This window comes from Streptomyces sp. R35, assembly GCF_041053035.1.
GTDB lineage: Bacteria > Actinomycetota > Actinomycetes > Streptomycetales > Streptomycetaceae > Streptomyces > Streptomyces lutosisoli.
Genome location: NZ_CP163440.1, coordinates 4,628,297 through 4,653,529, shown reverse-complemented (window position 1 = coordinate 4,653,529; position 25,233 = coordinate 4,628,297). Strand labels below are relative to the sequence as shown.

The window sequence follows — 25,233 nt, the reverse complement described above, 5'->3', positions numbered from 1 at the left end:
TTTTGTTGGGGGGGCGGGGCGGCTCGGCGGTTTGTTGTGGGGCGGGGCCGTGCCGGTACGTCCAGCCCGTCGCCGGTGGGCATTGCTGTTTGCTGCCACAGCATGAACTTGGCCATAACCACGTAAGCGACGGGCTGGACGTACCGGCACGGCCCCTTCTGTGCGTCGCCGACTGCGGGTGCGTGTAACGCGACGGTTCCTGGAGCGCCCCGTAAGGGGCGCGGGGAACTGCGCGACAAGCCCCCACCCACCCGCAGCCGACGAACAACCCCACTGCTACTTGCCGGAGGCCTTGGCGGCGGGGGCGAAGGAAGTCTGTGGGGTCAGCCGGCGGTGAGGCGGGGCGGTTCTATGCCGGAGAGGAGGGTGGTGAGGGCGGTGTCGATGTCGGGGCCGAGGTACCAGTCGCCGGTGTGGTCGAGGGTGTAGACGCGCCCCTCGGCGTCGATGGCGAGGAGGGCGCGGGTGTCGGGCTCCTCGCCGAGGGGGCACACCTCGGTGTCCAGCGCGCGGCCGAGGTCGCCGAGGGTGCGGGCCATGTGGAGGCCGTGCAGGGGGTCGAGATGGAGGGCGGCGGGGGCGACCTGACGGCCGGGGCCCTGCGCGGTGACGCGGAGGCCGCCGAACTCCGCCCACGCTTCCACGGCCGCGGGGAACACGGAGTGCCGGTGCCCGGCCGGCGACGCGTGTCCGCGCAGCGCGTCGGCCCAGTACTCGGCCTGCTTTATGTCCCAGCGCCCGGGCTGCCACCCCGCGGAGCGCAGCGCGGCGTCCACGGGTACGGAGAAGCGTGTGGAGGAGGAGCGGTCGGCGTGCATCTGCCCTTCGTTCGTCGAGGGTTGGGACATCGGCGTGGCGGGACGCCGTCGTAGTCGTGCGTGAGTGGGTGTCAGGCGTCCGGGGTTGCCGGGTCGACGATGCGTACGCCGAAGTGGTCGCTGAGTGCCGTGCAGGAGCGGCAGGGTGCGGCGAAGCTGCCGTGCAGGGGGTCGCCGTCCTCGCGGATGCGGCGGGCGGTGAGTTTGGCCTGCTTGAGTGCCTTGCGGGCCTCGCCGTTGGTCATCGGCTTGCGGGCGGCACGTTTGCTGCGGGCGGCGTCGACGGAGGCGATGTGCCGGGAGATGAGGATGGCCTCGGCGCAGCGGCCGGTGAAGCGGTCGCGCTGTGCGCTGGTGAGGGTGTCGAGGAAGTCCTGCACCAGCGGGTGGAGGGCAGGGGGCTGGTCGCCGCGGGCCGCTGTGCCGGTGAGGGTCGCGCCGCGTACGGAGAGGGCGGCGGCGACGGTGGGAAGTATGCCGTCGCGGCGGTGCAGGAGGGTGGGGGCGTGGGGTGCCTCGGCGCTGCTCCAGCCGACTCGTGGGTCCCCGGACGTGCCCGTATGCGTCGCGTTCATGATCGTTCTTCCCTCCCATGCATCCCCCGGTGCGGAGACAGACTGCCAAATGGCGTGGCGGGTGCGGAAGCTGGGGCGGTGCGACACGCCCGGTCTTCGTCGTACCGTCACGGCGGGGTGACGGCAGGTCACGGAACCGGAGGCCCGGTGACCGGTGTCGTTCAACCGCATAGGCTGTCGACATCCACGATCCATACCGCTATTGAGAACGCCGCAGGGGGCAACCGCCATGACGACAGGTCGGCTCGGGCAGCAAGCCGCGCCGCCGAACGCGGCCTACGCCGGGCAGGTCGTGCATTTCCCGGATCCGGTCCGGGCCGCCCGCCACCCCAGAGGTGTGCGGATCGACGAGCACGGCTACCCCGACTTCTCGCTCTACGCGCGTGCCGCGGCGGAGATCGCCGAGCCTCCTGAGGGTTTCGGTGTCGACGAGTTGAGGCTGACCGACTATGTCTCGGCGAACGCCGCGCTGGCCGCCACCGGGCATGACTTGTGGGACACGATTCCGTCGGTGGCGACCCCGCACGGCTGGACCTGGCACCACGTGCCGGGTACGCGGCGGTTGGAGCTGGTCCCCGTCGAGGTGAAGGCGTTGCTGCGGCATCACGGCGGTATCGCGACCTCGGCTGTGGACCAGAACAAGCGGGGCACGCGGCCGTTGCAGGAGACGCGGCCCGCGCACTTCGGGCTGCCGAAGGCGTCGGTCGCGGTGACCGAGCAGCAGGTGCTGGGGGTCGAGGAGGATCTCGGCTATCGGCTGCCGGGTGCCTATCGGTCCTTCCTGAAGGCGGCGGGCGGGTGTGCGCCGGTGGGTGCCGCGCTCGATGCCGAGTTGGGGCTGCTGGTGGATCAGCCGTTCTTCACGGTGCGCGACGAGGCGGCCGTCAATGACCTCGTCTATGTCAACAAGTGCCTGCGCGACCATCTGACCAAGGATTACTTGGGTGTTGGTTTCGTCCAGGGCGGGTTGTTGGCCGTGAAGGTGAAGGGCGACTCGATCGGGTCGGTCTGGTTCTGCGCGTACGACGATGCCCGCGACCAGGACGCCTGGGCGCCGGCGGAGCGGGTGCAGCGGCTGCTGCTGCGCTGCGGTGACGACTTCGACCAGTTCCTGTCCCGGCTCGCGGGCAATCCGCCGGAGCTGGAGACGGTGGCGAACCTGATGGTGGACGGCGGCTTCGCGCGCGCCGTGCCCGTCTCTTCAGTGTCTTCGGCGTCTTCAGTGTCTTCGACGTCCTCGGTGGGGGAGTGAACTTCCGATGGTGACCTTCGCGCAGGCGCAGGAGCGCGCGGAAGAGTGGATCAACGGGGATGTGCCCGGGTACCAGCATCGTGAGGTGCGGGTGCGCGAGTTCGAACTCGGATTCGTGGTGTGGGCCGAGGACCGTGTGGACGGTCCGCGCTCCGACGGGGGTGCGCAGCGGCTCGTCATCGCGCGGGACAGTGGTGAGGCCACGCTGTGGCCCGCGCTGCCGGTGGGTGAGGTGATTCGCCGGTACGAGGAGGAGTACGGGGTGCCGGACGCGTCCCCGGAACCGGCGCCGGCGCCTCCGGCCCGGGTCGACCTGAACCAGACGTCGTTCCTGTTGAGTCCCCCGGAGTGGCTGCAGGAGGCCGCGGACAAGTTGGGGATTCCGGATCGGCGGGCGGGTGCGGGTGCGGGCGCGTCCGACGGGGCTGGGTCTCGTCCGGCTGCCGCTTCCGGTGCTGTTCCGGGCGGGGATGCGTCCTTGGGTGGCGGGTCCGTGAATGGGGCTTCCGGGAGCGGGAGTTCGGTGCCGGGTGTGCCCGGGCAGTCGGGGGCGCCCGGGGTGCCTTCCGCGCCGGGGGTGCACGCTGCGCCTTCCGCGCCGGGTGCGCCTTCGGCTCCCGGTGGGGGTACGCCGTGGCCCGCGGCCGCGGCCGCCGACGAACCGGGCTCGGGTCCGCAGGACGCCGTGACGCCGGGTGTGCCCTCCGCGGCGACCCCGTGGGCGGGGACCGACACGAACGCCGACGCCGGTGACGACCGTTCGGTACCGCTTCCGGCGACCGTGTTCGCGCCGCCGCTCACCGATCTCGACGACGCCCACACCCCGCCGCCCGCCGCGACGCCGGATGCCAAGACCGCCCTGATGTCCGGGGGCAGCCAACTTCCGCGCACGGCGCTGGCGCCCGCGGTCGACGCCCCGAACGCGCCGCTCCCGTCCGGCCCTTCGCAGGGGCCGGGCATGCAGGGTCCCGGAGCGCCTCAGGGTGCGACGCCGCCGGTCGCGCCCTCGTACGGCTATCCGCAGGGGCCGGGTGGTGCGCCGGGTACGCCGCCGCCGGGTGCTCCGCAGGGTTCGGCCGTCCCCGGTACGCCTCCTCCTGGTGCGCCGGTTCCTGGTGGTGCGCAGGGCACGCCTCCGCCTGGTGCGCCCGCGTACGGGTTCCCGCAGGGGCCGGGTGGGGTGCCGGGTACGCCGCCGCCCCGCGCACCGCAGGCTCCGGGCGCCCCTGGCACGCCTCCGCCCGCCGCGCCCTCGCGCCCCCTGCCGCCCAACGCCGGTGACATCGCCGACGCCGCGACCAGCAAGGCGCAGGCGCCGCCTCGGGGGGCGCGCGGTGCTGGAGCGAGCGCGCCGCATCCGCCGAGCGCCCCCGGTGTGCCGGGTGCGCGGCCGGGGGGTACGCCGCCTCCGCAGTCCGGGCCGGGAGCTCCGGGCACCCCCGCGGGCGGGTACGTGCCGACACAGCTTGTCTCGCAGCTCGGTCCGGACGGACCCGAGGGGCTTGCGGGTGCGCCTTCCGCGCCCGGCGCACCGAGTGCGCCCGGGGCGCCCGGTGCTCCCGGTGCGCCGCAGCCTCCCGGTGGTACGCCTCCGGGTGGTGTTCACCATGCTGCGACGATGTTGGCGGGGCCTGCGGTGGGCGGGCCCGGCGCGCCGTTGCCGCCGGGCGCCCCGGGTATGCCTGGTGCGCCGGGCGCGCCCATGCCTCCGGGCGCTCCTGGTGTTCCCGGTGCGCCCGGCGTGCCTGGTGCTCCGGGGCAGGTCGGGGCGCCTGGTGCTCCTGGTGCGCCGCAGCCTCCCGGTGGTACGCCTCCGGGTGGTGTTCACCATGCTGCGACGATGTTGGCGGGGCCTGCGGTGGGCGGGCCCGGCGCGCCGTTGCCGCCGGGCGCCCCGGGTATGCCTGGTGCGCCGGGCGCTCCTGGTGCGCCGCAGCCTCCGGGGGGTACGCCTTCGGGTGATGTTCACCATGCCGCGACGATGCTGGCGGGGCCGCCCGTTGGTGGTCCCGGCGCGCCGCCGCCCCCGCAAGCCCCCGGTATGCCGATGGGCGCCCCCCAGCCGTTGCCGGGACAGCCCATGCCGGGGCAGCCGATGCCTCCCGGTCAGCAGCCGCCGGCGTACGGCTATCCGCAGGCGGGGCAGCCGACGGTCGGGCCCGGCTACCAGGCCGTACTGCGGTATCGCGCGCAGGACGGTTCGGAGCAGCAGCTGATTCGGCGTTCGGCGCCGGGTACGCCGCATCCGGAGTGGCAGATCCTGCATGAGCTGCGGGCGATGAATGTGCCGCCGCAGCAAGTGTTGGAACTGCACACGGAGTTGGAGTCGTGTGAGCTGCCGGGCGCGTACTGCGCGCGGATGATCCGGGAGACGTGGCCGCAGGCGCGGATCACGAGCATCGCGCCGTACGGTACGGACCACGCGAGCCGTCAGCAGGGCATGCACCAACTGCTGGCGCACCAGGGTGAGTTGCATCAGGTGGCGGACGGGCCGGCGCGTCCGGCGCCGGTGCGGGCGCCGATTCCGCCGGTGCAGCCCGCGCCGCCGATCCCGCCGGAGGCGATCGGGCAGGAGATGGCGGCGGCGTTCGGGCCGGGGGTGTTCCGGTTCGACCAGGCGGCGGTGTCGCGGCAGGGTGTGCCGAACATCGTGGCGCACACGCTGGTGGTGGCCGGACTTCCGGTCGACATGGGGCCGTTCTTCTGGGCGCAGGCCCAGCCGGGACGTCCGGTGCCCACGCTCGCCGAGCTGGCGCAGGAGCGTGGGGTGCAGGCGGCCTCGGACGCGGGCTCGTACCTCGTCATGGGCAGCGACTTCGGCAAGGCGATCTGTGTGCAGTACGGCACGGCGAACATCGTGGCCGTGCCGGTGGAGGCGGGTCCGGGCGGTGCCCCGGTGCCGCCGCAGTTCGTGAACACGGGCCTGCCCGAGTTCGCGCGCTGCCTGGCCCTGCTCGGCCGTATGTGGCGGCTGCGCTTCGGGCTCAACCAGGAGCAGGCGGGCCGCTGGACCGTCGACTTCCAGGCCCAGCTCGCCTCCCTCGACCCGGCGGCGCTCGGTTCGCCGGAGAGCTGGTGGTCGGTTCTGCTGGAGCAGATGTGGGATGGGCTGCTGTAAGTCCGCCGACATGGGCGGGCATAAGTAGGCAGACATGTTGATGAGGCGCTCGACCTGTGTGACGGGTCGGGCGCCTCTTTCGTGTGGTCATGAGTGCGGGGGTTCCCGGGCGGCGATGTCGTCGTGGTGGGGCCGTATGAAGGGCGAACAGTTCCCGTTGGTGGTGCCTCGCGACGGTGCGATTCCGGCTTCTGACCTCAAATGACTCATCTTTGGCCGGATGGATGGGCGGAGTGTCGCGTTATGAACACTTCCGTGTGATCCATCAAGATGTGCGCGAAATCGTTCGTCATTTCGTGTGTGTCAGGTGGAGAGGGGTCCGAGGATGAGCAGCGCATCGGTGTCGCCGCACGGCTTCATGGCTGTACGGGGGCGTGGTTACCGTCCCGAGCAGGTCGACGCGTACGCCGCGGAGCTCTCCCGGGACCGCGACGCCGCGTGGGAGCGGGCCGCGCGGCTGACCGTGCTGGCCAAGGAGATGGACGCCGAGGCGGAGCGGCTGCGCGAGGTCGTGGCGCGGCTCGCTCCGCAGACGTACGAGAAGCTCGGGGAGCGTGCCCGGCGGATCTTCGAACTCGGCGAGGAGGAGGCCGCGTCCGTACGTGACACCGCGCGCCGCGAGGCCCAACGGGTCGTCGACGAGGCGGAGGCGGCGGGGCGGCGGGTGCGCGAGGCCGCGCAGGCGTACGCCGACGAGGTGCGCGGCGACGCCGAGGAGCGCGCCCGGCAGCGGATGCTCGCCGCCCGTGCCGAGGCCGACGAGGCGCGGATCTCGGCCCGCCGCGACATCAAGGAGAGCCGTGGGGAGGCGCTGGCCGCGTTGCGGGAGATGCGGCACCGTACGGAGGGGCTGCTCGGTGAGCAGGAGAAGGAGTACGCCGAACGGTGGGCGGAGACGGAACGCGCGGCCGTCGAGCGGGAAGCCGCGCTCGACGCGCACCATGTCGAGCGGGTGGCGCGTGCCGAGGCGGGGCTGTCCGAGGCGGAGCGGGCGTTCGCCGAGGCGGAGGAGTCGGCTCGGCGGCGGCAGGAGGATGCCGTGGCGCGGGCGGAGGAGGTGCTGGTGGAGGCGCGGGTGCGGGAGGAGCGGATTGCTCGGGAGACTGAGCGGGTGTTGCGTGAGCACGGGGAGCGGTGGGACGACGTGCGGGCACATATGGACCATGTACGGACGAGTCTCACCGCCCTGACGGGGCGCGCCCCCGCGGAGTAGGCGGGCGCCGGCTCCCTCTAACCTCCCCTCCTCACCGCCCCCGCCAGAATCCACCCCTCCACCGCCTCGTACTGCCTCCTCTGCTCCTCCGCCTTCCGCCGCCCCGAAGCCACCGTCCCCAGCCACCCGTACGCGAAGCCCAGCGGGATGGACACGATGCCCGTCGTGGTGAACGGGAACCAGTTGAAGTCGGCTTCGGGGAAGGCGGAGGTGGGGGAGCCGGAGACGAGGTTGGTGCCGGGCATGAGGAGGAGGACGGTGAGGGTGCCGCCGATGAGGGTGGCGAGGAGGCCGGTGCGGGTGTAGCGGCGCCAGAAGAGGCTGTAGACCAGCGCGGGCGCTATCGCGGAGGCGCCGAGGCAGAAGGAGAGGGTGGCCAGGGGCTGCAGGCTGCGGTGCTGGACGAGGGTGGCCAGCAGGATTGTCGGGGCGCCGACCGCCAGGGCGGAGAGGCGTGCCAGGAGCATCTCGCGCCGGGGGGACAGTTCGTCGTCGTGGCGGCGGCCCCGCAGCAGCCCGCTGCGGGCGAAGACGTCGTGGGCGAGGGAGTTGGCGCAGGCGAGGATCATCCCGGCGACCGAGGCCAGCAGCGTCAGGAAGATCGCCGTGGTGACGGTGGTGAACAGGAGGGTCTCGAACGTCGAGACGTCCGGGCCGAACGCCGCGCGCGAGCCCAGCAGATACGCCGTGTTGCCCTGCGGATCCGCGCCCGCGATCGTCCCGCGCCCGATCAGCGCCGTGGCGCCGAACCCGACGACCGTGATGACCAGCACGAACAGCGCCACGCACGGCACCGCCCAGGACATCGAGCGGCGCACCTGCCGGGCGCTGCCCGCCGTGTACATGCGCATGGTGACGTGGGGGAGACAGGCTCCGCCGAGGACGACGGTCAGCTCCGAAGTGATCATGTCCAGGCGGGGGTTGGAGCCACCGGCGAACTGGAGGCCCGAGTGGAGGAACGCGGAGCCCACGCCGCTGTTCTGGGCCGCCGCGTCCAGCAGGGCGCCCGGGTTCCAGTCGAAGCGGCTGAGGACGAGTACGGCGACGACGGCGCCCGACCCGAGAAGCATCACGATCTTCAGGATCTGGATGAGGGCGGTGCCCTTCATGCCGCCGATCGCCGCGTAGCTGATCATCAGCGCGCCCAGCCCGATGACACACCCCGTCTTGAGGGAGTCGTTGGAGAAGCCGAGGATGAACGCCAACAGGTCCCCGGCGCCCGCTAGTTGCACCAGCATCAGCGGCAGCAACGCGACGAGGGTCACCGCACACGCCGTGATACGGACCGCGCGGCCCGGCATCCGTCGCGCGAGCGCGTCACCCATGGTGAACCGGCCCGCGTTGCGCAGCGGTTCGGCCAGCAGGAACATCAGCAGCATGAGGGAGAGGGCCGTGCTGAGCGCCAGTACGACACCGTCGTATCCGGCCAGCGCGATCACTCCGCCGGTGCCGAGCACGGTCGCCGCGGAGATGTAATCCCCGGCGATGGCAAGACCGTTGCGCATCGGCGACAGCGATCCGTACCCCGTGTAGAACTCATCCAGGTCGTCACGGTCGGGGCCGGTCATCACGCACAGCAGCAGCGTGATCGTGGCCACCGCCGTGAACGCCACCAGCGACATGGCCTGCGCGGAACTGCTGAACCCGGTCAACCCGTTCAAGCCGGTCACCCCGTTCGAGCCGGCCAACTCGTTCAAGCCGTTCACGCCGTTCAATCCGTTCGACCCCGTCATCGTGCCGCCTCCCGCTTCGCGTCCAGTTCGGCCTGCTTGCGGATCCGGTCCGCGATCGGGTCGACGCGCCGGCGCGCCGTGTACTCGTACAGCCCGATCGCCAGGCAGGTGACGGGCACTTGCAGCAGCCCGAGCAGCAGCCCGGTCGACAGCCCGCCGGACACCGTGCTCGTCATCAGTCCCGGCGCGAACGCCGACAGGAGGAGGAACAGGGTGAAGTACCCGAGCGCGGTGAGCGTCGCCACGCGCCGCTGCCACCGGTACGCGCCGCGCAGGAGCCGGATGTCGCTGTGGTGCCCCAGCGCGTGGTGGCGCGGCAGGCGCTGTCTCGCGGGTTCGGGCGGCGGGGGTTGCCAGGGATAGGTGACGTAGGAGGGGGAGTAACTGGTCGGGGACTCAGGGAACTCCGGGGACTCAGGGAACTCCGGAAACTCTGGGAACTCCGAGGACTCCGCGAACTGTTGGTACTGGTACGACGGTTGGTACGACGGTTGGTACGGCGGTGGGGACGACGGGCGGTGCGGCGGTGGTGATGAGGATCGGTACGGCGGCGGGCGTGGTGGCTGGTACTCGGGGGACGAGAACGCGTCTGGCATCCCGTTTCTCCTTGCGTGGCTCGGGCCCGGTGCGGACCGCAGGGAGCTGGGGGGTGAGCAGCGCGCACGCTACTCGCAGGTAGCCAAGGTGCGCGGCGCTTTCGCCAAACTGAGTGGTCGGTATGCGCTTACTTCCGTGACCTGGGGTGTTACCCGCGTTTACGCACATCCACCCGCGTGGCTGAAGGGGCGCGATCTGCTGGTGGGGCAGCCGGGTCGAGCCGGGTCCTTCTACGATGATCCGGTGGAACTCCGGCAGATGCGGTACTTCGTGGCGGTCGCCCAGGAGCTCCACTTCGGGCGCGCGGCGGCGCGGCTGCACATCTCGACGCCCACGCTCAGCCAGCAGATCAAGGCGGTGGAGCGTGAGGTCGGCGCGCCGCTGCTGATCCGGCACAGCCGCGGTGTCGACCTCACACCCGCCGGCCGGGTCCTGCTGCGCGCGGCCCAGGACGTGTTGCGCTCCGCGGAGGAGGCGCTGCGCGCGACCCGGCGTACGGCGGGCGTCGCCGCGCCGGTGCTGCGGCTCGGGCTGCTCAACGGGGTACCGCCGTGGTTGCCCGCCCGGATCGAGGACGTACTGGCGGCCCGGGTGCCCGGCTGCCGGACGGTCATGACGGGCGGCACCACGGCCGCGCAGGTGCGGCTGCTCGACGCCGGTGAGGTCGACCTGGCGCTGCTGCGCTCCCCGGTGACCCTGCCCGCCGCCCTGCGGCAGACGCCGGTCGCCGAGGAGGAACTCGGGGTGCTGATGTCGGCGGGGCATCCGCTGACGGACCGCGACACCCTCGACCTCGCCGATCTGGCGGGGCAGGAACTCATCCTGTTTCCCCGGGAGTCGGCACCGGGCCTGCACGACCGGGTGCTGGAGACCCTGCGGTCCGGCGGCGCCGGCATCGCACTCAGCGACAGCGCGATGGGCCATGCGCAGCTGCGGTCGGCACTTCCGCTGCTCCCCGCCGCGATCGGGCTGAGTTCGGCGCGCGGGGCCGCCCTGCCCGACCTGGCGTGGCGGCCGTTGCGGGGGCGGCCGCTCGTGGTCGGGTACGCCGCCGCCTGGCACTCCGAGAGCCGGGACCCGGCGGTGCACGCCGTCCTCGCGGCACTGTCCGGCGGCAGGGTGGAACCCTCCTGACCAGCGGCGTTAGCGTGCGCCTCACGCCAATTCGGGAATACGACATGGACGCTCGGCCGACGCCGGTGATCTCCTGCGGGCATGCCTGAATCTGTGTCTGCACCGGTATCAGCGGTACCTGCACCGGTATCTCCGGTACCTGCACCGGTATCTCCGATGCCTGCATCCGTACCCGCACCTGACACCTCGCCCGAACGCATCGTCATCGTCGGCGGCAGTTCCGGAATGGGCCTGGCCCTGGCCGAGAGCGCGCTCGCCGGTGGCGCCGACGTCACGATCGTCGGCCGGTCCCCGGAGCGACTCGCCGCGGCCGAACGGCAGTTGGGCGGGGGCGACCGGCTGCGCGCAGTCGCCGCCGACATCACCAGCGAGCCCGACACCGAGCGGCTCTTCAAGACGGTCGGGGAGACGGTCGGCGCGATCGACCACGTCGTCCTCACCGCGGCCGACGCCACCGGCGCCTATCAGCCGATCACCTCCTTCGACCTGGAGGCCGGACGCCGGCTCGTCGACTCCAAGCTGTTCGGGGCCGTGCTGCTCGCCAAGTACGCCGCGCCGCACCTTACTTCGGGCGGATCGATCACCTTCACCTCGGGGATCGCCGCCTACCGTCCGGCCCCCGGCGGCTCGATGGTCGCCGCGGTCAACGGTGCCCTCGCCTCGCTGACGTACGCCCTCGCCCTGGAGCTCGCGCCGATCCGCGTGAACGCCCTGTCGCCGGGCTGGGTCGACACCCCCATCTGGGACACCATCGCCGGTGACGGGAAGCAGGCGCGGCTCGACGCGATGGCGCAGCGGCTGCCGGTCGGCCGGATCGGCGCGCCGCACGACATCGCCGAGGCCCTGCTGGCGTTGATGCACAACAGGTTCATCACCGCGACAGTGCTGCACGCCGACGGTGGCCACCGCCTCGTCTGAAGGGCCGCCGGGGCCGTCCCGGCCGTCGGGGCCGCCCGGTCCATGGCCCCCTCGGACTCCCCCGGACTTCCTCGGACTCCCTCAGTCCCCAGGGTTGTTGAGCACCGGAAAGCGGCGCGGTGCGACGAACAGCAGGATCAGGAAGGAGAGCGCGGCCGCGCAGGCCGCGCCCAGATAGACGGCGTGGACGGCGTCGGCGACCGCGTGCCGCAGATGTTCGGTGGGGACGCCCGAGTCCAGGGCGCGGGTCACCGAGTCGAGGTCCCCGGCGCCGCCGAGCCGCGCGGCCAGTACCCCGTTGGCGACCGCGCCGAACAGGGCGGCGCCCATGGTCTGTCCGGTCTGGCGGCAGAAGAGGACTGACGCGGTGGTCGTGCCGCGTTCGGCCCAGCCGACGGTCGACTGGACGCCGATGAGCAGGGGGAGCTGGAACAGGCCCAGCGCGCCGCCCAGCAGGAGCATCAGCAGGGCGGGCTGCCAGGGCTCGCCCGGATAGGGCAGGAAGGGGAAGGCGAGCAGGAGCAGGGTGGCCGTGCCGATGCCGAGCATCGCGGTGTTGCGGAAGCCGATGCGCCGGTACACGTGCTGGCTGAGCGCCGCGGACACCGGCCAGCTCAACGTCCATACGGAGAGCACGAATCCGGCGGCGATGGGGGCCAGGCCGAGGACCGCTTGCGCGTAGGTGGGCAGGAAGACCGTGGGCGCGACCATGAGCAGGCCCAGCGCGCCGAGCGCCAGGTTCACCGCCGCGATCGTACGGCGGCGCCACACCCAGCCCGGGATGATCGGCTCGGCGGCCCGCCGCTCGACCACCACGACGACCGCGACCAGGGCGAGTCCCGCTCCGAACAGGGCGATCGAGGGCGCCGACAGCCAGTCCCAGGCGACGCCGCCCTGCACCAGCGCGGTGAGCAGGACGCCGCCGCAGGCGAAGACGGCGAGGGCGCCCGCCCAGTCGATCCGAGGGCGGTGAGTCGTCTCGCGTACGGGCTCGTGCAGATGGCGGGCGATCAGCCACAGCGCGAGCGCGCCGATCGGCAGGTTGATGAGGAAGATCCACCGCCAGTCGGCGTACGCCGCGAGGACTCCGCCCAGCGCGGGACCCGCGACCGCCGAGGTCGCCCACACGGTGGACAGCTTGGCCTGGATCTTGGGGCGTTCCTTGAGCGGGTAGAGGTCGGCGGCGAGCGTCTGCACCGTGCCCTGGAGGGCGCCGCCGCCCAGGCCCTGCACGATGCGGAAGGCGATGAGCGCGGCCATGTTCCAGGCGGTGGCACAGAGCAGGGAGCCGGCGAGGAAGAGGGCGGCGCCCGCGACGAGGACCGGTTTGCGGCCGAAGGTGTCGGAGAGTTTGCCGTAGACGGGGAGCGTGACCGTCACGGCCAGCAGGTATCCCGAGAACAGCCAGGAGAAGACGGAGAAGCCGCCGAGGTCGCCGACGATCTGCGGTACGGCCGTCGAGACGATGGTGGAGTCGAGCGCGGCCAGCGCCATCGCGAGCATGAGAGCGGCGACGACGGCGCGGCGCCGGCGGGTGTTCGGTGACGCGCCGACCGTGCCCGTATCCGCGGCCCGTATGCCGGTTTCCCCCTGGTCCACGAGATTCCTTCCCCCTGCATCTATCTGCCGAAGGCCACTCTCCCACTTGAGTCTCCCGCCGCGGGAGGGTGGACGCTCGGCGGGCTCAAGGGTGGAGGCGACCCCGAGAGGGACTCCTCCGAAGGGTGGAGGACCCCTAGGGGGATCTCCGTACCAGGGGTCGGGGAGGGTTCCTCCCGCTGGAGGAGGAGACCGGGTACGTGCCGTCCTTAACCTGGCTTTACGCCGCTGGGGGGCGGCGCACCGAACCCGCGAGGGTGGGGTTTTCCCCAGCAAAAGACTGCGCTGAGCACCAGCGCGCTCGACCCCTGTGCGGGACCAGACTCATCGGCGTAACCAGTTCTCGCGATTTACCCGCTAACCGAAATAGGAGACATACCGTGACATCGGCTGTGACCATTCCCAGGCACGGGGGCACTGGAGGGCGTACGGCCGTTGCCGCACGGGCGCGGCAGGTCGTGAAGGCGTACGGGTCGGGGGAGACCCGGGTCGTCGCCCTGGACCACATCGACGTGGACATCGCGCGGGGCCAGTTCACCGCGATCATGGGCCCCTCGGGGTCCGGCAAGTCCACGCTGATGCACTGCCTCGCCGGGCTCGACACCGTGACGAGCGGACAGATCTACCTGGACGAGACCGAGATCACCGGACTCAAGGACAAGAAGCTCACGCAGCTGCGCCGGGACCGGATCGGCTTCATCTTCCAGGCGTTCAACCTGCTGCCGACGCTGAACGCGCTGGAGAACGTCACGCTGCCGATGGACATCGCGGGCCGCAAGCCGGACAAGGGCTGGCTGGACCAGGTCGTGGAGACCGTCGGGCTCGCCGGCCGCCTCAAGCACCGCCCGAACCAGCTCTCCGGAGGCCAGCAGCAGCGTGTCGCGGTGGCCCGTGCGCTGGCCGCTCGGCCCGAGATCATCTTCGGTGACGAGCCGACCGGAAACCTGGACTCCCGTGCGGGGTCCGAGGTGCTGGGCTTCCTGCGCCGTTCCGTGGACGACCTCGGCCAGACCATCGTGATGGTCACGCACGACCCGGTGGCGGCCTCGTACGCGGACCGTGTGCTGTATCTCGCGGACGGCCGCATCGTCGACGAGATGCACCAGCCGACGGCCGACCAGGTCCTGGACCGGATGAAGGACTTCGACGCCCGGGGGCGTACGTCATGACCGTCCTGAAGACCTCGATGCGCAACTTCTTCGCGCACAAGGGACGCATGGCCCTGTCGGCCGTGGCGGTCCTGCTGTCGGTGGGCTTCGTCTGCGGCACGCTGGTGTTCACGGACACGATGAACACGACGTTCGACAAGCTGTTCGCGGTCACCTCGTCCGATGTGACGGTGCTGCCCAAGGCGGCCAAGAGCGACGACACCCCGCAGAACGGCAAGCCCGAGTCGCTGTCGGCCTCCGTACTGGAGCAGGCGAAGAAGGCGAACGGCGTCAAGTCCGCCGAGGGCGCGGTCAGTTCGATGAACGTGACCGTCGTCAACAGCGACAACAAGAACATGGGGTCCAGCAACGGCGCCCCGACCATCGCCGGCAACTGGACGAAGAACGACCTGCGGTCGATGGAGATCACCTCCGGGCATGCCCCGCGCGGCCCGACCGAGGTGATGGTCGACGCCGACACCGCAGACAAGCACCACCTGAAGATGGGCGATGAACTGCGCACCATCTCGGTCACCGGTGACTTCAACGCGAAGATCGTCGGTATCGCCACCTTCAAGGTGACCAACCCGGGTGCGGCGGTCGTCTACTTCGACACCGCCACCGCGCAGCGCGAACTGCTCGGTGCCACCGGCCGGTTCACGCAGGTCAACCTCGCCGCCGCGTCCGGTGTCAGTGACGCGCAGCTCAAGCAGAACGTCTCCCAGGCGCTCACCGGGTCGTACAAGATCCAGACGCAGAAGGAGAACGCCGACGAGAACCGCAAGGGCGTCGGCGAGTTCATGAATGTCATCAAGTACGCCATGCTCGGCTTCGCCGGGATCGCGTTCCTGGTCGGCATCTTCCTGATCATCAACACCTTCTCGATGCTGGTCGCCCAGCGCACCCGCGAGATCGGCCTGATGCGCGCCATCGGCTCCTCCCGCAAGCAGGTCAACCGCTCCGTGCTGGTCGAGGCGCTGCTGCTCGGCTTCTTCGGCTCGGTCCTCGGTGTCGGCGCGGGCGTCGGTCTCGCGGTCGGCCTGATGAAGATCATGTCGTCGATGGGCATGGACCTGTCGACCCGCGACCTGACGGTGAAGGCGACCACTCCGGTCATCGGTCTGATCCTCGGTGTCGTCGTCACGGTCCTCGCCGCCTACCTTCCGGCCCGACGCGCCGGCAAGGTCTCCCCGATGGCCGCGCTGCGCGACGCCGGCACCCCGGCGGACGGCAAGGCCGGTCTCGTACGCGGTCTGATCGGTCTGGTGCTGACCGGCGCCGGAGCCTTCGCGCTCTACATGGCGGCCACCGCCGACAAGGCGACCGACGGTTCGCTGGTGCTGGGCGCGGGTGTCGTCCTCACCCTGATCGGCTTCGTGATCATCGGCCCGCTGCTCGCGGGCGGCGTGGTCCGGGTCATCAGCGCCGTGCTGCTGCGGATGTTCGGCCCGGTCGGCCGGCTCGCCGAACGCAACGCCCTGCGCAACCCGCGCCGCACCGGCGCCACCGGCGCCGCCCTGATGATCGGCCTGGCCCTGGTCGCCTGCCTGTCCGTGGTCGGCTCGTCGATGGTGGCCTCGGCGACGGACGAGCTCGACAAGTCCGTCGGCGCGGACTTCATCGTCCAGGGCAACCAGAAGATCGTGCAGCAGGCCGAGAAGGCCATGGAGGCGACGCCGGGCCTGGCGCACGTCACCCGCTACAAGGAACTCAATGCCGAGCTGACCTCCCCGGACGGCAAGGTCGACGAAGACGGGCTCACCGCCGCCGATCCCTCCTACGCCCAGGACCTGCGCCGCAAGACGACCGCCGGTGAACTGTCCGCGGCCTACGGCAAGGACGCCATGTCGGTCGGCTCGAAGTACGCCGACAAGCACGGCGTGAAGCTCGGCGACACCCTGACCGTCGCCTTCAAGGGCGGCAGCACGGCGAAGCTCAAGGTCGCGGCCATCACCGACGACGACGTCGCCATCGACCAGGGCGCCCGGTACACCAGCATCGAGACGATGAAGAAGTACCTGCCCGCGAGCAAGGTCCCGCCGAACACGATCATGTTCGCCAAGGCCAAGGACGGCCAGGAGAAGCAGGCGTACGCGGCCCTGAAGAAGTCCATGGAGAAGTACCCGCAGTACCAGGTCCGCGACCAGACGGACTACAAGCAGGAGTTGAAGGACCAGATCGGCCAGCTCCTGAACATGGTCTACGGCCTGCTGGCCCTCGCGATCGTCGTGGCGGTCCTGGGCGTCGTGAACACCCTGGCCCTGTCGGTCGTCGAGCGCACCCGCGAGATCGGCCTGATGCGCGCCATCGGCCTCTCCCGCCGCCAGCTGCGCCGCATGATCCGCCTGGAGTCGGTCGTCATCGCCCTCTTCGGCGCCCTTCTCGGCCTCGGCCTGGGCATGAGCTGGGGCGCCACCGCCCAGAAGCTCCTCGCCCTGGAGGGTCTGAAGGTCCTGGAGATCCCCTGGCCGACCATCATCGGCGTCTTCATCGGCTCGGCGTTCGTGGGCCTGTTCGCCGCCCTGATCCCGGCGTTCCGGGCGGGCCGGATGAATGTGCTGAACGCGATCGCCACCGACTAGCGGCCGACAGGCCGCCGCACAGCCACCGCGAACGGGGGTTGCGGGGGACGCGGGCCCGGTCCGAGGAGAGTCGATCTCCTCGGACCGGGCCCGCGGCGTGTCCGCTAGCGGCGCTTGAGGAGTACGTAGCCGTAGCGGGCGCCGACGACGGCGTACTCGGCGTGCGGGTGCAGCTGACGGGCGTACGCCTGGACGTCGTGGATCCCGTGGGAGGTGTTGTCCAGGGCGATGAAGTCCGGGGTGACTCCGTGGGCGGTGCCGACCCAGAAGACCCGGCAGCGCGAGGTGAGCCGGCTGCTCGGCCCGGTGTTCGCCTCGACACTCGCCCCGTCCGGGACGCGCGCCAGCATCCGCTCGACGGCACTCACGCGCGCGGGTTTGCGATAGGCCTCGGGGTCGGTCAGCAGGGACAGCGGGAGCGTGGTCGTCAGCGCGAGGGAGGCCGCGGCGACGGCGGCGGGCAGGTGCAGCGCGTACGAGCGCAGCCACGGGCGCGGGCTGTAGCGGGCGCGGGAGAGCGCGTCGGCGAGGGCGAGCGAGAGGACCGGCATCAGGACCGCGCTGTAGTGCCAGTCCGTGCCCCAGTAGTGCGCGTCGGAGGAGAGGAAACGCCAGCCGAGGGTCGGCAGCGCGACCAGGAGGAGCGGGGAGCGCAGGGCGAGCAGGCCGGTGGTGGGGATCAGCAGCCAGGCGAGGGTACGGAGTTTGGTGCCGATGCCGTCGAGGAGGTGGCTGCCGCTGAAGGGGTTGCTGCCGTTGAGGGGGTTGCCCGGCGCGCCGACCTTGTCCCAGTAGACGTAGGTGTCCGCGGTGTTGAAGGCCGGTATCACCACGGTGAGGGTGACCACCGCGGCCAGTACGCCGAGGGCGGCGACCCCGAGCGCGCACAGGGCCGCCCGTCGGGACTCGCGCCGGGCCCGCACCGCGACGACCACGGCGATCGCGGCGACCGTGAACCCCAGGTCCTCCTTGACGAACACCAGGGGCAGGGCCCACAGCAGGGCCCCGCGCCGGCGCCGGGCCAGAAGCGCTTCGAGGGCGAAGGCGATCAGCGGGACGGCGAAGCACACCTCGTGGAAGTCGAAGTCGACGGCCCGCTGGAGCCCCCACGACAGCCCGTACGCCACCCCCAGCGCCAGCCCGCGGTGCCGCCCGAGCAGCCCGGCCGCCGCCCGGGTGACCGGCACGGCGGACAGGGCGAGCAGTGCGGCCTGCGCGACCAGGAGGGTGACGGGGGTCGGGAACATCCGGTACGCGGGCGCGAGCAGGGCCGTGACCGGGCTGAAGTGGTCGCCGAGGATGTTGGTGCCCGGGCCCTTCAGATCGGCCACCGGGGCCTGGAGGTGGGCGTACGCGTGGACCGCCTGCTCGAAGATGCCGAGGTCCCAGGACTTGGTGGCCAGATGCCGGTACCGGCCGATGGACAGCGCCGCGTACGCGAGGAACAACAGCACGGCCAGGAGGTACGGGTCGCGGGGGCGCCGGTCACGGGCGGGGCTTGCCGTGACCGGCGGGGGTATGTGGGCTGCTGCCGGGGCGTGGTCCTGCGGGGTGACGAGGGGCGCGTGCACGTGGGGCGGGTCCTTGGGCGGCTGGGGCTGGGGCTGGGCGGCTTCTGCGGGCGCCGCGGGTGTCTCGCCCCCGCCGCCCCTACCCGTCCCATCCTCCAGGGGCTCCGCCCCTTCGACCCCACCGGGTGGTTCGTCGGGTGCGGGACGGTGGGGGTTGCTCGCGCAGTTCCCCGCGCCCCTCAAGAGCGGGGCTTCGCCCCGCAATCCCCCGCCCGCCCCGGGGTCTTTTAGGGGCGCGGGGAACTGCGCAATCTTTTGGACCAGCCCCCACCCACCCGCAGCCAAGGAACCGGCCCCCGGGGTCTGGGGCGGAGCCCCAGGAACGGGATGGGACGGGTAGGGGCGGCGGGGGCGAAAAAGGCCACGGCGTCCGCGGCCACGCCCTGATCGGCAGGCGTTGTCCACAGGCCCGGCACGCCGCAGCCGGGCGACGTAGGCTGGGAACCCCCGGCCCGTCCCACGTGTCGGGCGGTTCGCGTTGCCCACTCCCCGGGATGGAAGCCCTTCATGAGCCTGCACGGTCTGCTCGACGCCGTCGTCAAGGACGCCGCCCTCGCGGAAGCGGTGAAGGCCGCCACAGACGGCAACCGTACGCACATCGACCTGGTCGGCCCACCCGCAGCCCGCCCCTTCGCGCTGGCGGCCCTGGCCCGGGAGTCCGGCCGCCCCGTACTGGCCGTGACGGCGACAGGCCGCGAGGCCGAGGACCTGGCCGCGGCACTCCGCTCCCTCCTCCCGGAGGAGGGAGTCGTCGAGTACCCCTCCTGGGAGACGCTCCCGCACGAGCGGCTGAGCCCGCGCAGCGACACCGTCGGCCGCCGCCTCGCCGTCCTGCGCCGCCTGGCACACCCCCGCCCCGACGACCCGGACACCGGCCCCGTCTCGGTCGTCGTCGCCCCCGTCCGCTCCGTGCTCCAGCCGCAGGTCAAGGGCCTCGGCGACCTGGAGCCGGTGGCCTTGCGCACGGGCACGACCGCCGACCTGGGCGAGATCGTCGAGGCGCTCGCGGCAGCCGCGTACTCCCGGGTCGAGCTCGTCGAGAAGCGCGGCGAGTTCGCGGTCCGCGGCGGCATCCTGGACGTCTTCCCGCCCACCGAGGAGCACCCGCTGCGCGTGGAGTTCTGGGGCGACGACGTCGAGGAGATCCGTTACTTCAAGGTCGCCGACCAGCGCTCCCTGGAAGTCGCCGAGCACGGCCTGTGGGCGCCGCCCTGCCGCGAACTGCTGCTCACGGACGACGTACGGCAGCGGGCGGCGCGCCTGGCCGAGGAGCACCCGGAGCTGGGCGAGCTGCTCGGCAAGATTGCCGAGGGCATCGCCGTAGAGGGAATGGAGTCGCTGGCTCCGGTCCTGGTCGACGACATGGAGCTGCTGCTCGATGTGCTTCCCGAGGGCTCGATGGCCGTCGTGTGCGACCCGGAGCGGGTGCGGACGCGGGCCGCGGACCTGGTGGCGACGTCGCAGGAGTTCCTGCAGGCGTCCTGGGCGGCCACGGCCGGCGGCGGCGAGGCACCCATCGACGTGGGCGCGGCCTCCCTGTGGTCCATCGCGGACGTACGGGACCGGGCGCGCGAGCTGGACATGATGTGGTGGTCGGTGTCGCCCTTCGCCGCCGACGAAGAGCTCGACGCGGACACCCTCAAGCTGGGCATGCACGCCCCCGAGACCTACCGCGGCGACACCGCCCGCGCACTCGCCGACACCAAGGGCTGGCTCGCCGACGGCTGGCGCACGGTGTACGTCACCGAGGCGCACGGCCCGGCCGCCCGTACCGTCGAGGTCCTCGGCGGCGAGGGCATCGCGGCCCGCCTCGAGACCGACCTCACCGGCATCAGCCCCTCCGTCGTGCACGTCTCCTGCGGCTCGATCGACTACGGCTTCGTCGACCCCGCCCTGAAACTCGCCGTCCTGACGGAGACCGACCTCTCCGGCCAGAAGGCGGCCGGCAAGGACGGCGCGCGGATGCCCGCCCGCCGCCGCAAGACCATCGACCCGCTGACCCTCGAAGCGGGCGACTACATCGTGCACGAGCAGCACGGCGTCGGCCGCTACATCGAGATGGTGCAGCGCACGGTCCAGGGCGCCACCCGCGAGTACCTGGTCGTGGAGTACGCGCCGGCCAAGCGCGGCCAGCCCGGCGACCGCCTCTACATCCCCACCGACCAGCTGGAACAGATCACCAAGTACGTCGGTGGAGAGGCCCCGACCCTGCACCGCCTGGGCGGCGCCGACTGGACGAAGACCAAGGCGCGCGCCAAGAAGGCGGTCAAGGAGATCGCCGCGGACCTGATCAAGCTGTACAGCGCGCGCATGGCGGCTCCGGGGCATGCCTTCGGCTCCGACACGCCGTGGCAGCGCGAGCTGGAGGACGCCTTCCCGTACGCGGAGACCCCCGACCAGCTGACGACGATCGCCGAGGTCAAGGAGGACATGGAGAAGACGGTCCCCATGGACCGCCTGATCTGCGGCGACGTCGGCTACGGCAAGACGGAGATCGCGGTCCGCGCCGCCTTCAAGGCCGTACAGGACGGCAAACAGGTCGCGGTCCTGGTCCCCACGACCTTGCTGGTGCAGCAGCACTTCGGGACGTTCGGCGAGCGCTACTCCCAATTCCCCGTGAACGTACGGGCGCTGTCCCGCTTCCAGACCGACACGGAGGCGAAGACGGTCCTGGAAGGCCTGCGCGAAGGCTCGGTGGACGTCGTCATCGGCACCCACCGGCTGTTCTCGTCCGAGACGAAGTTCAAGGACCTGGGCCTGGTCATCGTCGACGAGGAGCAGCGGTTCGGCGTCGAGCACAAGGAGCAGCTCAAGAAGCTGCGCGCCAACGTCGACGTACTGACGATGTCCGCGACCCCGATCCCGCGCACGCTGGAGATGGCGGTGACGGGCATCCGGGAGATGTCCACGATCACCACTCCCCCGGAGGAGCGGCACCCGGTACTCACCTTCGTCGGCCCGTACGAGGAGAAGCAGATCGGCGCGGCGATCCGCCGTGAACTGCTGCGCGAGGGCCAGGTCTTCTACATCCACAACCGCGTCGAGTCCATCGACCGCGCGGCCGCGCGTCTCAGGGAGATCGTCCCGGAGGCACGCATCGCGACGGCCCACGGCCAGATGGGGGAGACGGCCCTGGAGCAGGTGGTCGTCGACTTCTGGGAGAAGAGGTTCGACGTGCTCGTCTCCACGACGATCGTCGAGTCGGGCATCGACATCTCCAACGCCAACACGCTGATCGTGGAGCGCGGCGACAACTTCGGCCTGTCGCAGCTGCATCAGCTGCGCGGCCGGGTGGGCCGCGGAAGGGAGCGCGGTTACGCGTACTTCCTGTACCCCCCGGAGAAGCCGCTGACGGAGACGGCGCACGAGCGGCTCGCGACCATCGCCCAGCACACGGAGATGGGCGCGGGCATGTACGTGGCGATGAAGGACCTGGAGATCCGCGGCGCCGGAAACCTGCTGGGCGGCGAGCAGTCCGGCCACATCGCGGGCGTCGGCTTCGACCTGTACGTCCGCATGGTCGGCGAGGCGGTCGCCGACTACCGCGCCTCCCTGGAAGGCGGCGTCGAGGAGGAGCCGCCCCTGGAGGTCAAGATCGAGCTCCCGGTCGACGCGCACGTCCCCCACGACTACGCGCCCGGCGAGCGGCTCCGCCTCCAGGCCTACCGTTCCATCGCCTCCGCCAACACGGAGGAGGACGTCAAGGCCGTACGCGAGGAACTCGTCGACCGCTACGGCAAGTTGCCCGAACCGGTGGAGAACCTGCTGCTGGTGGCGGGCCTGCGCATGCTTGCGCGGGCGTGCGGCGTCGGCGAGATCGTGCTGCAGGGCACCAACATCCGCTTCGCACCGGTGGAGTTGAGGGAGTCGCAGGAACTGCGGCTGAAGCGGCTGTATCCGGGGACGGTCATCAAGCCGGCCGCCCACCAGATCCTCGTCCCCCGCCCCAAGACGGCGAAGGTCGGCGGGAAGCCGTTGGTGGGACGGGAGTTGCTGGGGTGGACCGGGGAGTTCCTGGCGTCCGTCCTGGGGTCGTGAGGCATCGGCGGACGTAACGCGCTTTACCTGCTCGGGTAAAGCGCCGCGCCGGGTTGGCCTGCCACCCTGGGGACATGTTCTACGGGGGGCGTCGGCAGCGGAGGGCGTGGCGCTGGGGGCTGTCCGCCGGGGCGGTCGCGCTGTCGGCCGCGGTGGCCGTCTGGGTCACCCGCGCGTACGAAGGCGGCCTGGGCAGCGGCGAGTTGCGCGGCGTCCTCGTCGGTGCCGTCATCGGCGTCGCAGCCCTCGCCCTGTCGGCCGCCGCGCTGCGACAACGGCCAGGGACCGAACCGGACCTCGTCGCGGCGGCGGCCCGGCTGGCACAGGCCGTCAAGAACGCCGAGTCGGCCCAGTGGCAGCATCTGCTCGGCGGCGACCGGATCGCCATCGACGTCGGCCTCACCTTCGCGGCCGTGGACGGACCGCGGAGCGCCGTCGTCGCCGGAGCGCCGACGCGCCGGCTCACCTCCGCGGTCGGGGCGTTCCGGGCGGCCCGGCCGCGGCGCCTCCTGGTCACCGGGGCGCGGGGCGCGGGCAAGACCGTGTTCGCCACCAGGCTCGTACTCGAACTCATCAAGGAGCGCACCCCCGACGAGCCCGTGCCAGTGCTGCTGACCCTCGCCGAGTGGGACGCGTCGCTGCCAGTACGGGCGTGGGTCGCCCGGCAGCTGACCCGCGACTACGACCTCGCCCCGGAGCTCTCCCATGATCTCGTCGACAACAACGTGATCCTGCCCGTGTTCGACGGGCTCGACGAGATGGACGAGCGGGCAGCCACCGCGCTCGACGCACTGGACAGCTGGACGGACGGAACCGACGCCGTACCCCTGGTCCTGACCTGCCGCAGCGCGCGCTACGCCGAACTCGCCGCCGACGGCCACCAGTTGCTGGACGCCGCCCGGATCGAGGTCTCCCCCGTACACCCGGACGAGGCCCGGCAGTACCTGACGGAACGGACGGTACGACGGCACACGGCCTGGCAGCCGCTGCTGGCCTCCCTCGCGCACGACCCCGCCGGAGCGGCGGCCCGCGCCCTGTCCACACCGTGGCTGCTGTCCTTGGCGGCCACCGTGTACGGGCGGGCCGGCGAACCGGCGGCCCTGCTGCGCTGCGGGACCCCGCGGGAGGCCTCCGACCTGCTGCTCGGCCAGTACGTGGCGGCGGCGATCCGGCTGGACCCCACCACACCCGCCCGGTACACCCCGCGCCGCGTCCACCGCTGGCTGCGGTCCCTGGCCGTGGGACTGGACGGGCGCACGGACATGGTGCCGGGGCCCTGGCTCGTTCCCCCGCGCCGGTTCGCCCTGGTGCGCGCGGCCGACATCGCGGTGACGACCGCCCTGACGGCGGCACTGCTGGCCGTGGCGCTCCCCGTCCTACGCCACCGGCCCTCCCCTGCCGTGCTCTACGCCCCGCCCGGCCTGCTCAGCGCCTCGGACCGGGCCTTCCTCTACGCGCTGTTCGGCCTCGCCCAGTGCGCCCTGTGCTGGTGGGGCGCGACCCGTCCGCTGTCCACCCGGCCGACCGTCGCGGCCGCGCCGCTGCACCGGCTGAGGCCGTCCCAGGTACGCCGCATCGTCGCCGCGGAGTTCCGGAACCCGGAGACGATCGGCCTCCTCGCCACGATGGCCGCGCTTTGGGCGGCGCTCGGTGTGCTGGGCCTGCCGCCCGGGCCGTCGCACCGGAACGCCGTGCTCGGCGGGGTCGTCGCCGTCTGCGGGCTCGGTTTCTTCGTCCTCGTACGGCCCGTCCTCCTCGCGCTCCGCGGCGAAGGGCCCTCGGCCCACTTGGCACCGGCCTTCGTCAGCCCACGGGACGTGCTGCCCGCCGACTGGCTGTACGGGGCCGTCCTCAGCCTGGGCTGGCTGCCGACGCAGTTCTCGACCGGGGTGTGGGCGTTGCCCGTCGTGATCGCCCTGACCATGTGGACCTTCAGCCGCTCCTCGTGCCGCTGTCTGCTGGCCCTCCTGCTCGGGGGCGGGCAGGTGCCGTTCCGCCTGAGCCGGTTCCTGCGGTGGGCACATGGGGCAGGGTTGTTGCGGGTGTCGGGGCCCGCGTACCAGTTCCGCCACCGGGAGTTCCAGGAGTGGCTGGTCCGGCATCCGGGGCCGGTGGTGGAACCTCGGGGCGGCGCGGGCTGACCTGGTGGTTGTTCAGGGGGACGCGGGCTGAACTGGTGGTTGTCGGTCAGGGCATGCGGGCTGGATTAGTGGTTCTTCAGGGCTGCGTGTGCTGAACTGGTGTTCTTTCAGGGCTACTTGGACTGGAAGAGCATCCCTGTCAGCGCGTGGAAGACCTCGTCGGGGTCCTCGTCGCCCACCTGGCCGTCCAGGTTGTGGCTGAGGAGCAGCGTGGCGAAGCCGTGGGCGAGGGACCAGGCGGCGACACCGGCGAGGCGGGTGTCGGGGCCGCGGCCCTCGGCGGGTAGTGCGGAGACGGCGGTGCGCAGGCGTTCGCCCGCGAGGGTTCTGGCCGTCGCCAGCTCCAGGTCGTTCTCGCGGAGCAGCTCCGGGGAGAACATCACCTGGAAATGGGCGGGATGCTCGCGCGCGAACCGTACGTAGCGCACGCCCGCGTCCCGCAGATCGTCGGCCGCGTCGAGCGCGGCCGCGAGCAGCTCGTACCCCTCGGCGGCGATCACCGTGAGCAGGCCGGTGCGGTCCTTGAAGTGGTGGGCGGGGGCGGCGTGCGAGACGCCCGCGCGACGGGCCAGGTCGCGCAGGCTCAGCGCGGAAGGGCCTTCGGCGGTGATGACGTCGAGTGCGGCGCTCAGGATCGCTCGGCGCAGGTCACCGTGGTGGTACGGCCGCGCGGAGCCGCTGGTCTTCGCGGGGTTCATGGTCAGCAGCGTACGCCGAATCTAGGCATTGACAAGTTCGAGGGGTTCGGGCAATCTAGTCAGTGTCAAGTTGTGGAGCGCCCGGCGCTAGGCCGGAA

Annotated in this window: 16 protein-coding genes; 9 read left to right on the top strand and 7 right to left on the bottom strand. The window is 71.7% G+C overall.

All coding sequences use genetic code 11. The features are described from left to right. Positions 1-323 precede the first annotated feature (323 nt). Positions 324-818: an SUKH-3 domain-containing protein gene (locus tag AB5J50_RS21190; RefSeq protein ID WP_327435061.1), complete on the bottom strand. Its 495-nt coding sequence runs from the start codon at positions 816-818 to the stop codon at positions 324-326. 71 nt (positions 819-889) lie between these two features. Next, the gene (locus AB5J50_RS21185; RefSeq protein WP_330305115.1) at positions 890-1,393 is read right to left on the bottom strand and encodes a YwqJ-related putative deaminase; all 504 of its coding nucleotides are present in this window, start codon (positions 1,391-1,393) and stop codon (positions 890-892) included. A 229-nt stretch (positions 1,394-1,622) separates the two neighbouring features. On the opposite strand from AB5J50_RS21185, the gene AB5J50_RS21180 reads away from it, so the two are divergent. The 3 genes from AB5J50_RS21180 to AB5J50_RS21170 all read left to right on the top strand — a co-directional run bounded on the left by AB5J50_RS21180 (position 1,623) and on the right by AB5J50_RS21170 (position 6,976). Continuing rightward, positions 1,623-2,645, top strand: coding sequence for an SMI1/KNR4 family protein (locus tag AB5J50_RS21180; RefSeq protein ID WP_369260004.1), 1,023 nt, complete (start codon positions 1,623-1,625; stop codon positions 2,643-2,645). A gap of 7 nt (positions 2,646-2,652) precedes the next feature. Continuing rightward, positions 2,653-5,763, top strand: coding sequence for an SUKH-4 family immunity protein (locus AB5J50_RS21175; protein WP_369260003.1), 3,111 nt, complete (start codon positions 2,653-2,655; stop codon positions 5,761-5,763). A gap of 325 nt (positions 5,764-6,088) precedes the next feature. Beyond that, positions 6,089-6,976 (top strand): DivIVA domain-containing protein, encoded by an 888-nt coding sequence (locus AB5J50_RS21170; RefSeq protein WP_369260002.1) that lies wholly within the window; start codon positions 6,089-6,091, stop codon positions 6,974-6,976. A 17-nt stretch (positions 6,977-6,993) separates the two neighbouring features. On the opposite strand, the gene AB5J50_RS21165 is transcribed toward AB5J50_RS21170, so the two are convergent. Both AB5J50_RS21165 and AB5J50_RS21160 read right to left on the bottom strand, forming a co-directional pair. Beyond that, entirely contained in the window at positions 6,994-8,628 is a 1,635-nt protein-coding gene (locus tag AB5J50_RS21165) for a cation acetate symporter (RefSeq protein WP_369265464.1), read from the bottom strand. Positions 8,629-8,705: 77 nt separating this feature from the next. Continuing rightward, complete coding sequence (locus AB5J50_RS21160) at positions 8,706-9,305, bottom strand: DUF485 domain-containing protein (protein WP_369260001.1); 600 nt, start codon at positions 9,303-9,305, stop codon at positions 8,706-8,708. A 244-nt stretch (positions 9,306-9,549) separates the two neighbouring features. On the opposite strand from AB5J50_RS21160, the gene AB5J50_RS21155 reads away from it, so the two are divergent. Together AB5J50_RS21155 and AB5J50_RS21150 are read left to right on the top strand one after the other, a co-directional pair. Beyond that, positions 9,550-10,440: a LysR family transcriptional regulator gene (locus AB5J50_RS21155; RefSeq protein ID WP_369260000.1), complete on the top strand. Its 891-nt coding sequence runs from the start codon at positions 9,550-9,552 to the stop codon at positions 10,438-10,440. 156 nt (positions 10,441-10,596) lie between these two features. Next, complete coding sequence (locus AB5J50_RS21150; protein ID WP_369259999.1) at positions 10,597-11,358, top strand: SDR family oxidoreductase; 762 nt, start codon at positions 10,597-10,599, stop codon at positions 11,356-11,358. An 81-nt stretch (positions 11,359-11,439) separates the two neighbouring features. On the opposite strand, the gene AB5J50_RS21145 is transcribed toward AB5J50_RS21150, so the two are convergent. After that, positions 11,440-12,936: an MFS transporter gene (locus AB5J50_RS21145; protein WP_369265463.1), complete on the bottom strand. Its 1,497-nt coding sequence runs from the start codon at positions 12,934-12,936 to the stop codon at positions 11,440-11,442. Between the two features lie 401 nt (positions 12,937-13,337). Here AB5J50_RS21145 and AB5J50_RS21140 point away from each other — a divergent pair, with 401 nt between their 5' ends. Together AB5J50_RS21140 and AB5J50_RS21135 are read left to right on the top strand one after the other, a co-directional pair. Next, positions 13,338-14,126 (top strand): ABC transporter ATP-binding protein, encoded by a 789-nt coding sequence (locus AB5J50_RS21140; protein ID WP_369259997.1) that lies wholly within the window; start codon positions 13,338-13,340, stop codon positions 14,124-14,126. Continuing rightward, positions 14,123-16,687, top strand: a complete 2,565-nt coding sequence (locus AB5J50_RS21135) for an ABC transporter permease (protein WP_369259996.1) — start codon at positions 14,123-14,125, stop codon at positions 16,685-16,687. The genes AB5J50_RS21140 and AB5J50_RS21135 overlap by 4 nt, the downstream gene beginning before the upstream one ends. Positions 16,688-16,791: 104 nt before the next feature. On the opposite strand, the gene AB5J50_RS21130 is transcribed toward AB5J50_RS21135, so the two are convergent. Further along, entirely contained in the window at positions 16,792-18,207 is a 1,416-nt protein-coding gene (locus tag AB5J50_RS21130) for a DUF2079 domain-containing protein (RefSeq protein ID WP_369265462.1), read from the bottom strand. 558 nt (positions 18,208-18,765) lie between these two features. Between AB5J50_RS21130 and mfd the strand changes: the two genes are divergently transcribed. Together mfd and AB5J50_RS21120 are read left to right on the top strand one after the other, a co-directional pair. Continuing rightward, positions 18,766-22,296 (top strand): transcription-repair coupling factor, encoded by a 3,531-nt coding sequence (gene mfd / locus AB5J50_RS21125; protein WP_369259995.1) that lies wholly within the window; start codon positions 18,766-18,768, stop codon positions 22,294-22,296. Between the two features lie 74 nt (positions 22,297-22,370). Continuing rightward, positions 22,371-24,437: an NACHT domain-containing NTPase gene (locus tag AB5J50_RS21120; RefSeq protein WP_369259994.1), complete on the top strand. Its 2,067-nt coding sequence runs from the start codon at positions 22,371-22,373 to the stop codon at positions 24,435-24,437. A gap of 113 nt (positions 24,438-24,550) precedes the next feature. Here the strand turns inward: AB5J50_RS21120 and AB5J50_RS21115 are convergent, their stop codons facing one another. Beyond that, positions 24,551-25,135, bottom strand: a complete 585-nt coding sequence (locus AB5J50_RS21115) for a TetR/AcrR family transcriptional regulator (RefSeq protein ID WP_369259993.1) — start codon at positions 25,133-25,135, stop codon at positions 24,551-24,553. Positions 25,136-25,233: the final 98 nt, after the last annotated feature.

What these genes read in the sequence shown, in the direction of transcription:
- AB5J50_RS21190 (WP_327435061.1), bottom strand. Translation starts at nt 818, where the DNA reads ATGCACGCCGACCGCTCCTCCTCCACACGCTTCTCCGTACCCGTGGAC.
- AB5J50_RS21185 (WP_330305115.1), bottom strand. Translation starts at nt 1,393, where the DNA reads ATGAACGCGACGCATACGGGCACGTCCGGGGACCCACGAGTCGGCTGG.
- AB5J50_RS21180 (WP_369260004.1), top strand. Translation starts at nt 1,623, where the DNA reads ATGACGACAGGTCGGCTCGGGCAGCAAGCCGCGCCGCCGAACGCGGCC.
- AB5J50_RS21175 (WP_369260003.1), top strand. Translation starts at nt 2,653, where the DNA reads ATGGTGACCTTCGCGCAGGCGCAGGAGCGCGCGGAAGAGTGGATCAAC.
- AB5J50_RS21170 (WP_369260002.1), top strand. Translation starts at nt 6,089, where the DNA reads ATGAGCAGCGCATCGGTGTCGCCGCACGGCTTCATGGCTGTACGGGGG.
- AB5J50_RS21160 (WP_369260001.1), bottom strand. Translation starts at nt 9,305, where the DNA reads ATGCCAGACGCGTTCTCGTCCCCCGAGTACCAGCCACCACGCCCGCCG.
- AB5J50_RS21150 (WP_369259999.1), top strand. Translation starts at nt 10,597, where the DNA reads ATGCCTGCATCCGTACCCGCACCTGACACCTCGCCCGAACGCATCGTC.
- AB5J50_RS21135 (WP_369259996.1), top strand. Translation starts at nt 14,123, where the DNA reads ATGACCGTCCTGAAGACCTCGATGCGCAACTTCTTCGCGCACAAGGGA.
- mfd (WP_369259995.1), top strand. Translation starts at nt 18,766, where the DNA reads ATGAGCCTGCACGGTCTGCTCGACGCCGTCGTCAAGGACGCCGCCCTC.
- AB5J50_RS21120 (WP_369259994.1), top strand. Translation starts at nt 22,371, where the DNA reads ATGTTCTACGGGGGGCGTCGGCAGCGGAGGGCGTGGCGCTGGGGGCTG.
- AB5J50_RS21115 (WP_369259993.1), bottom strand. Translation starts at nt 25,135, where the DNA reads ATGAACCCCGCGAAGACCAGCGGCTCCGCGCGGCCGTACCACCACGGT.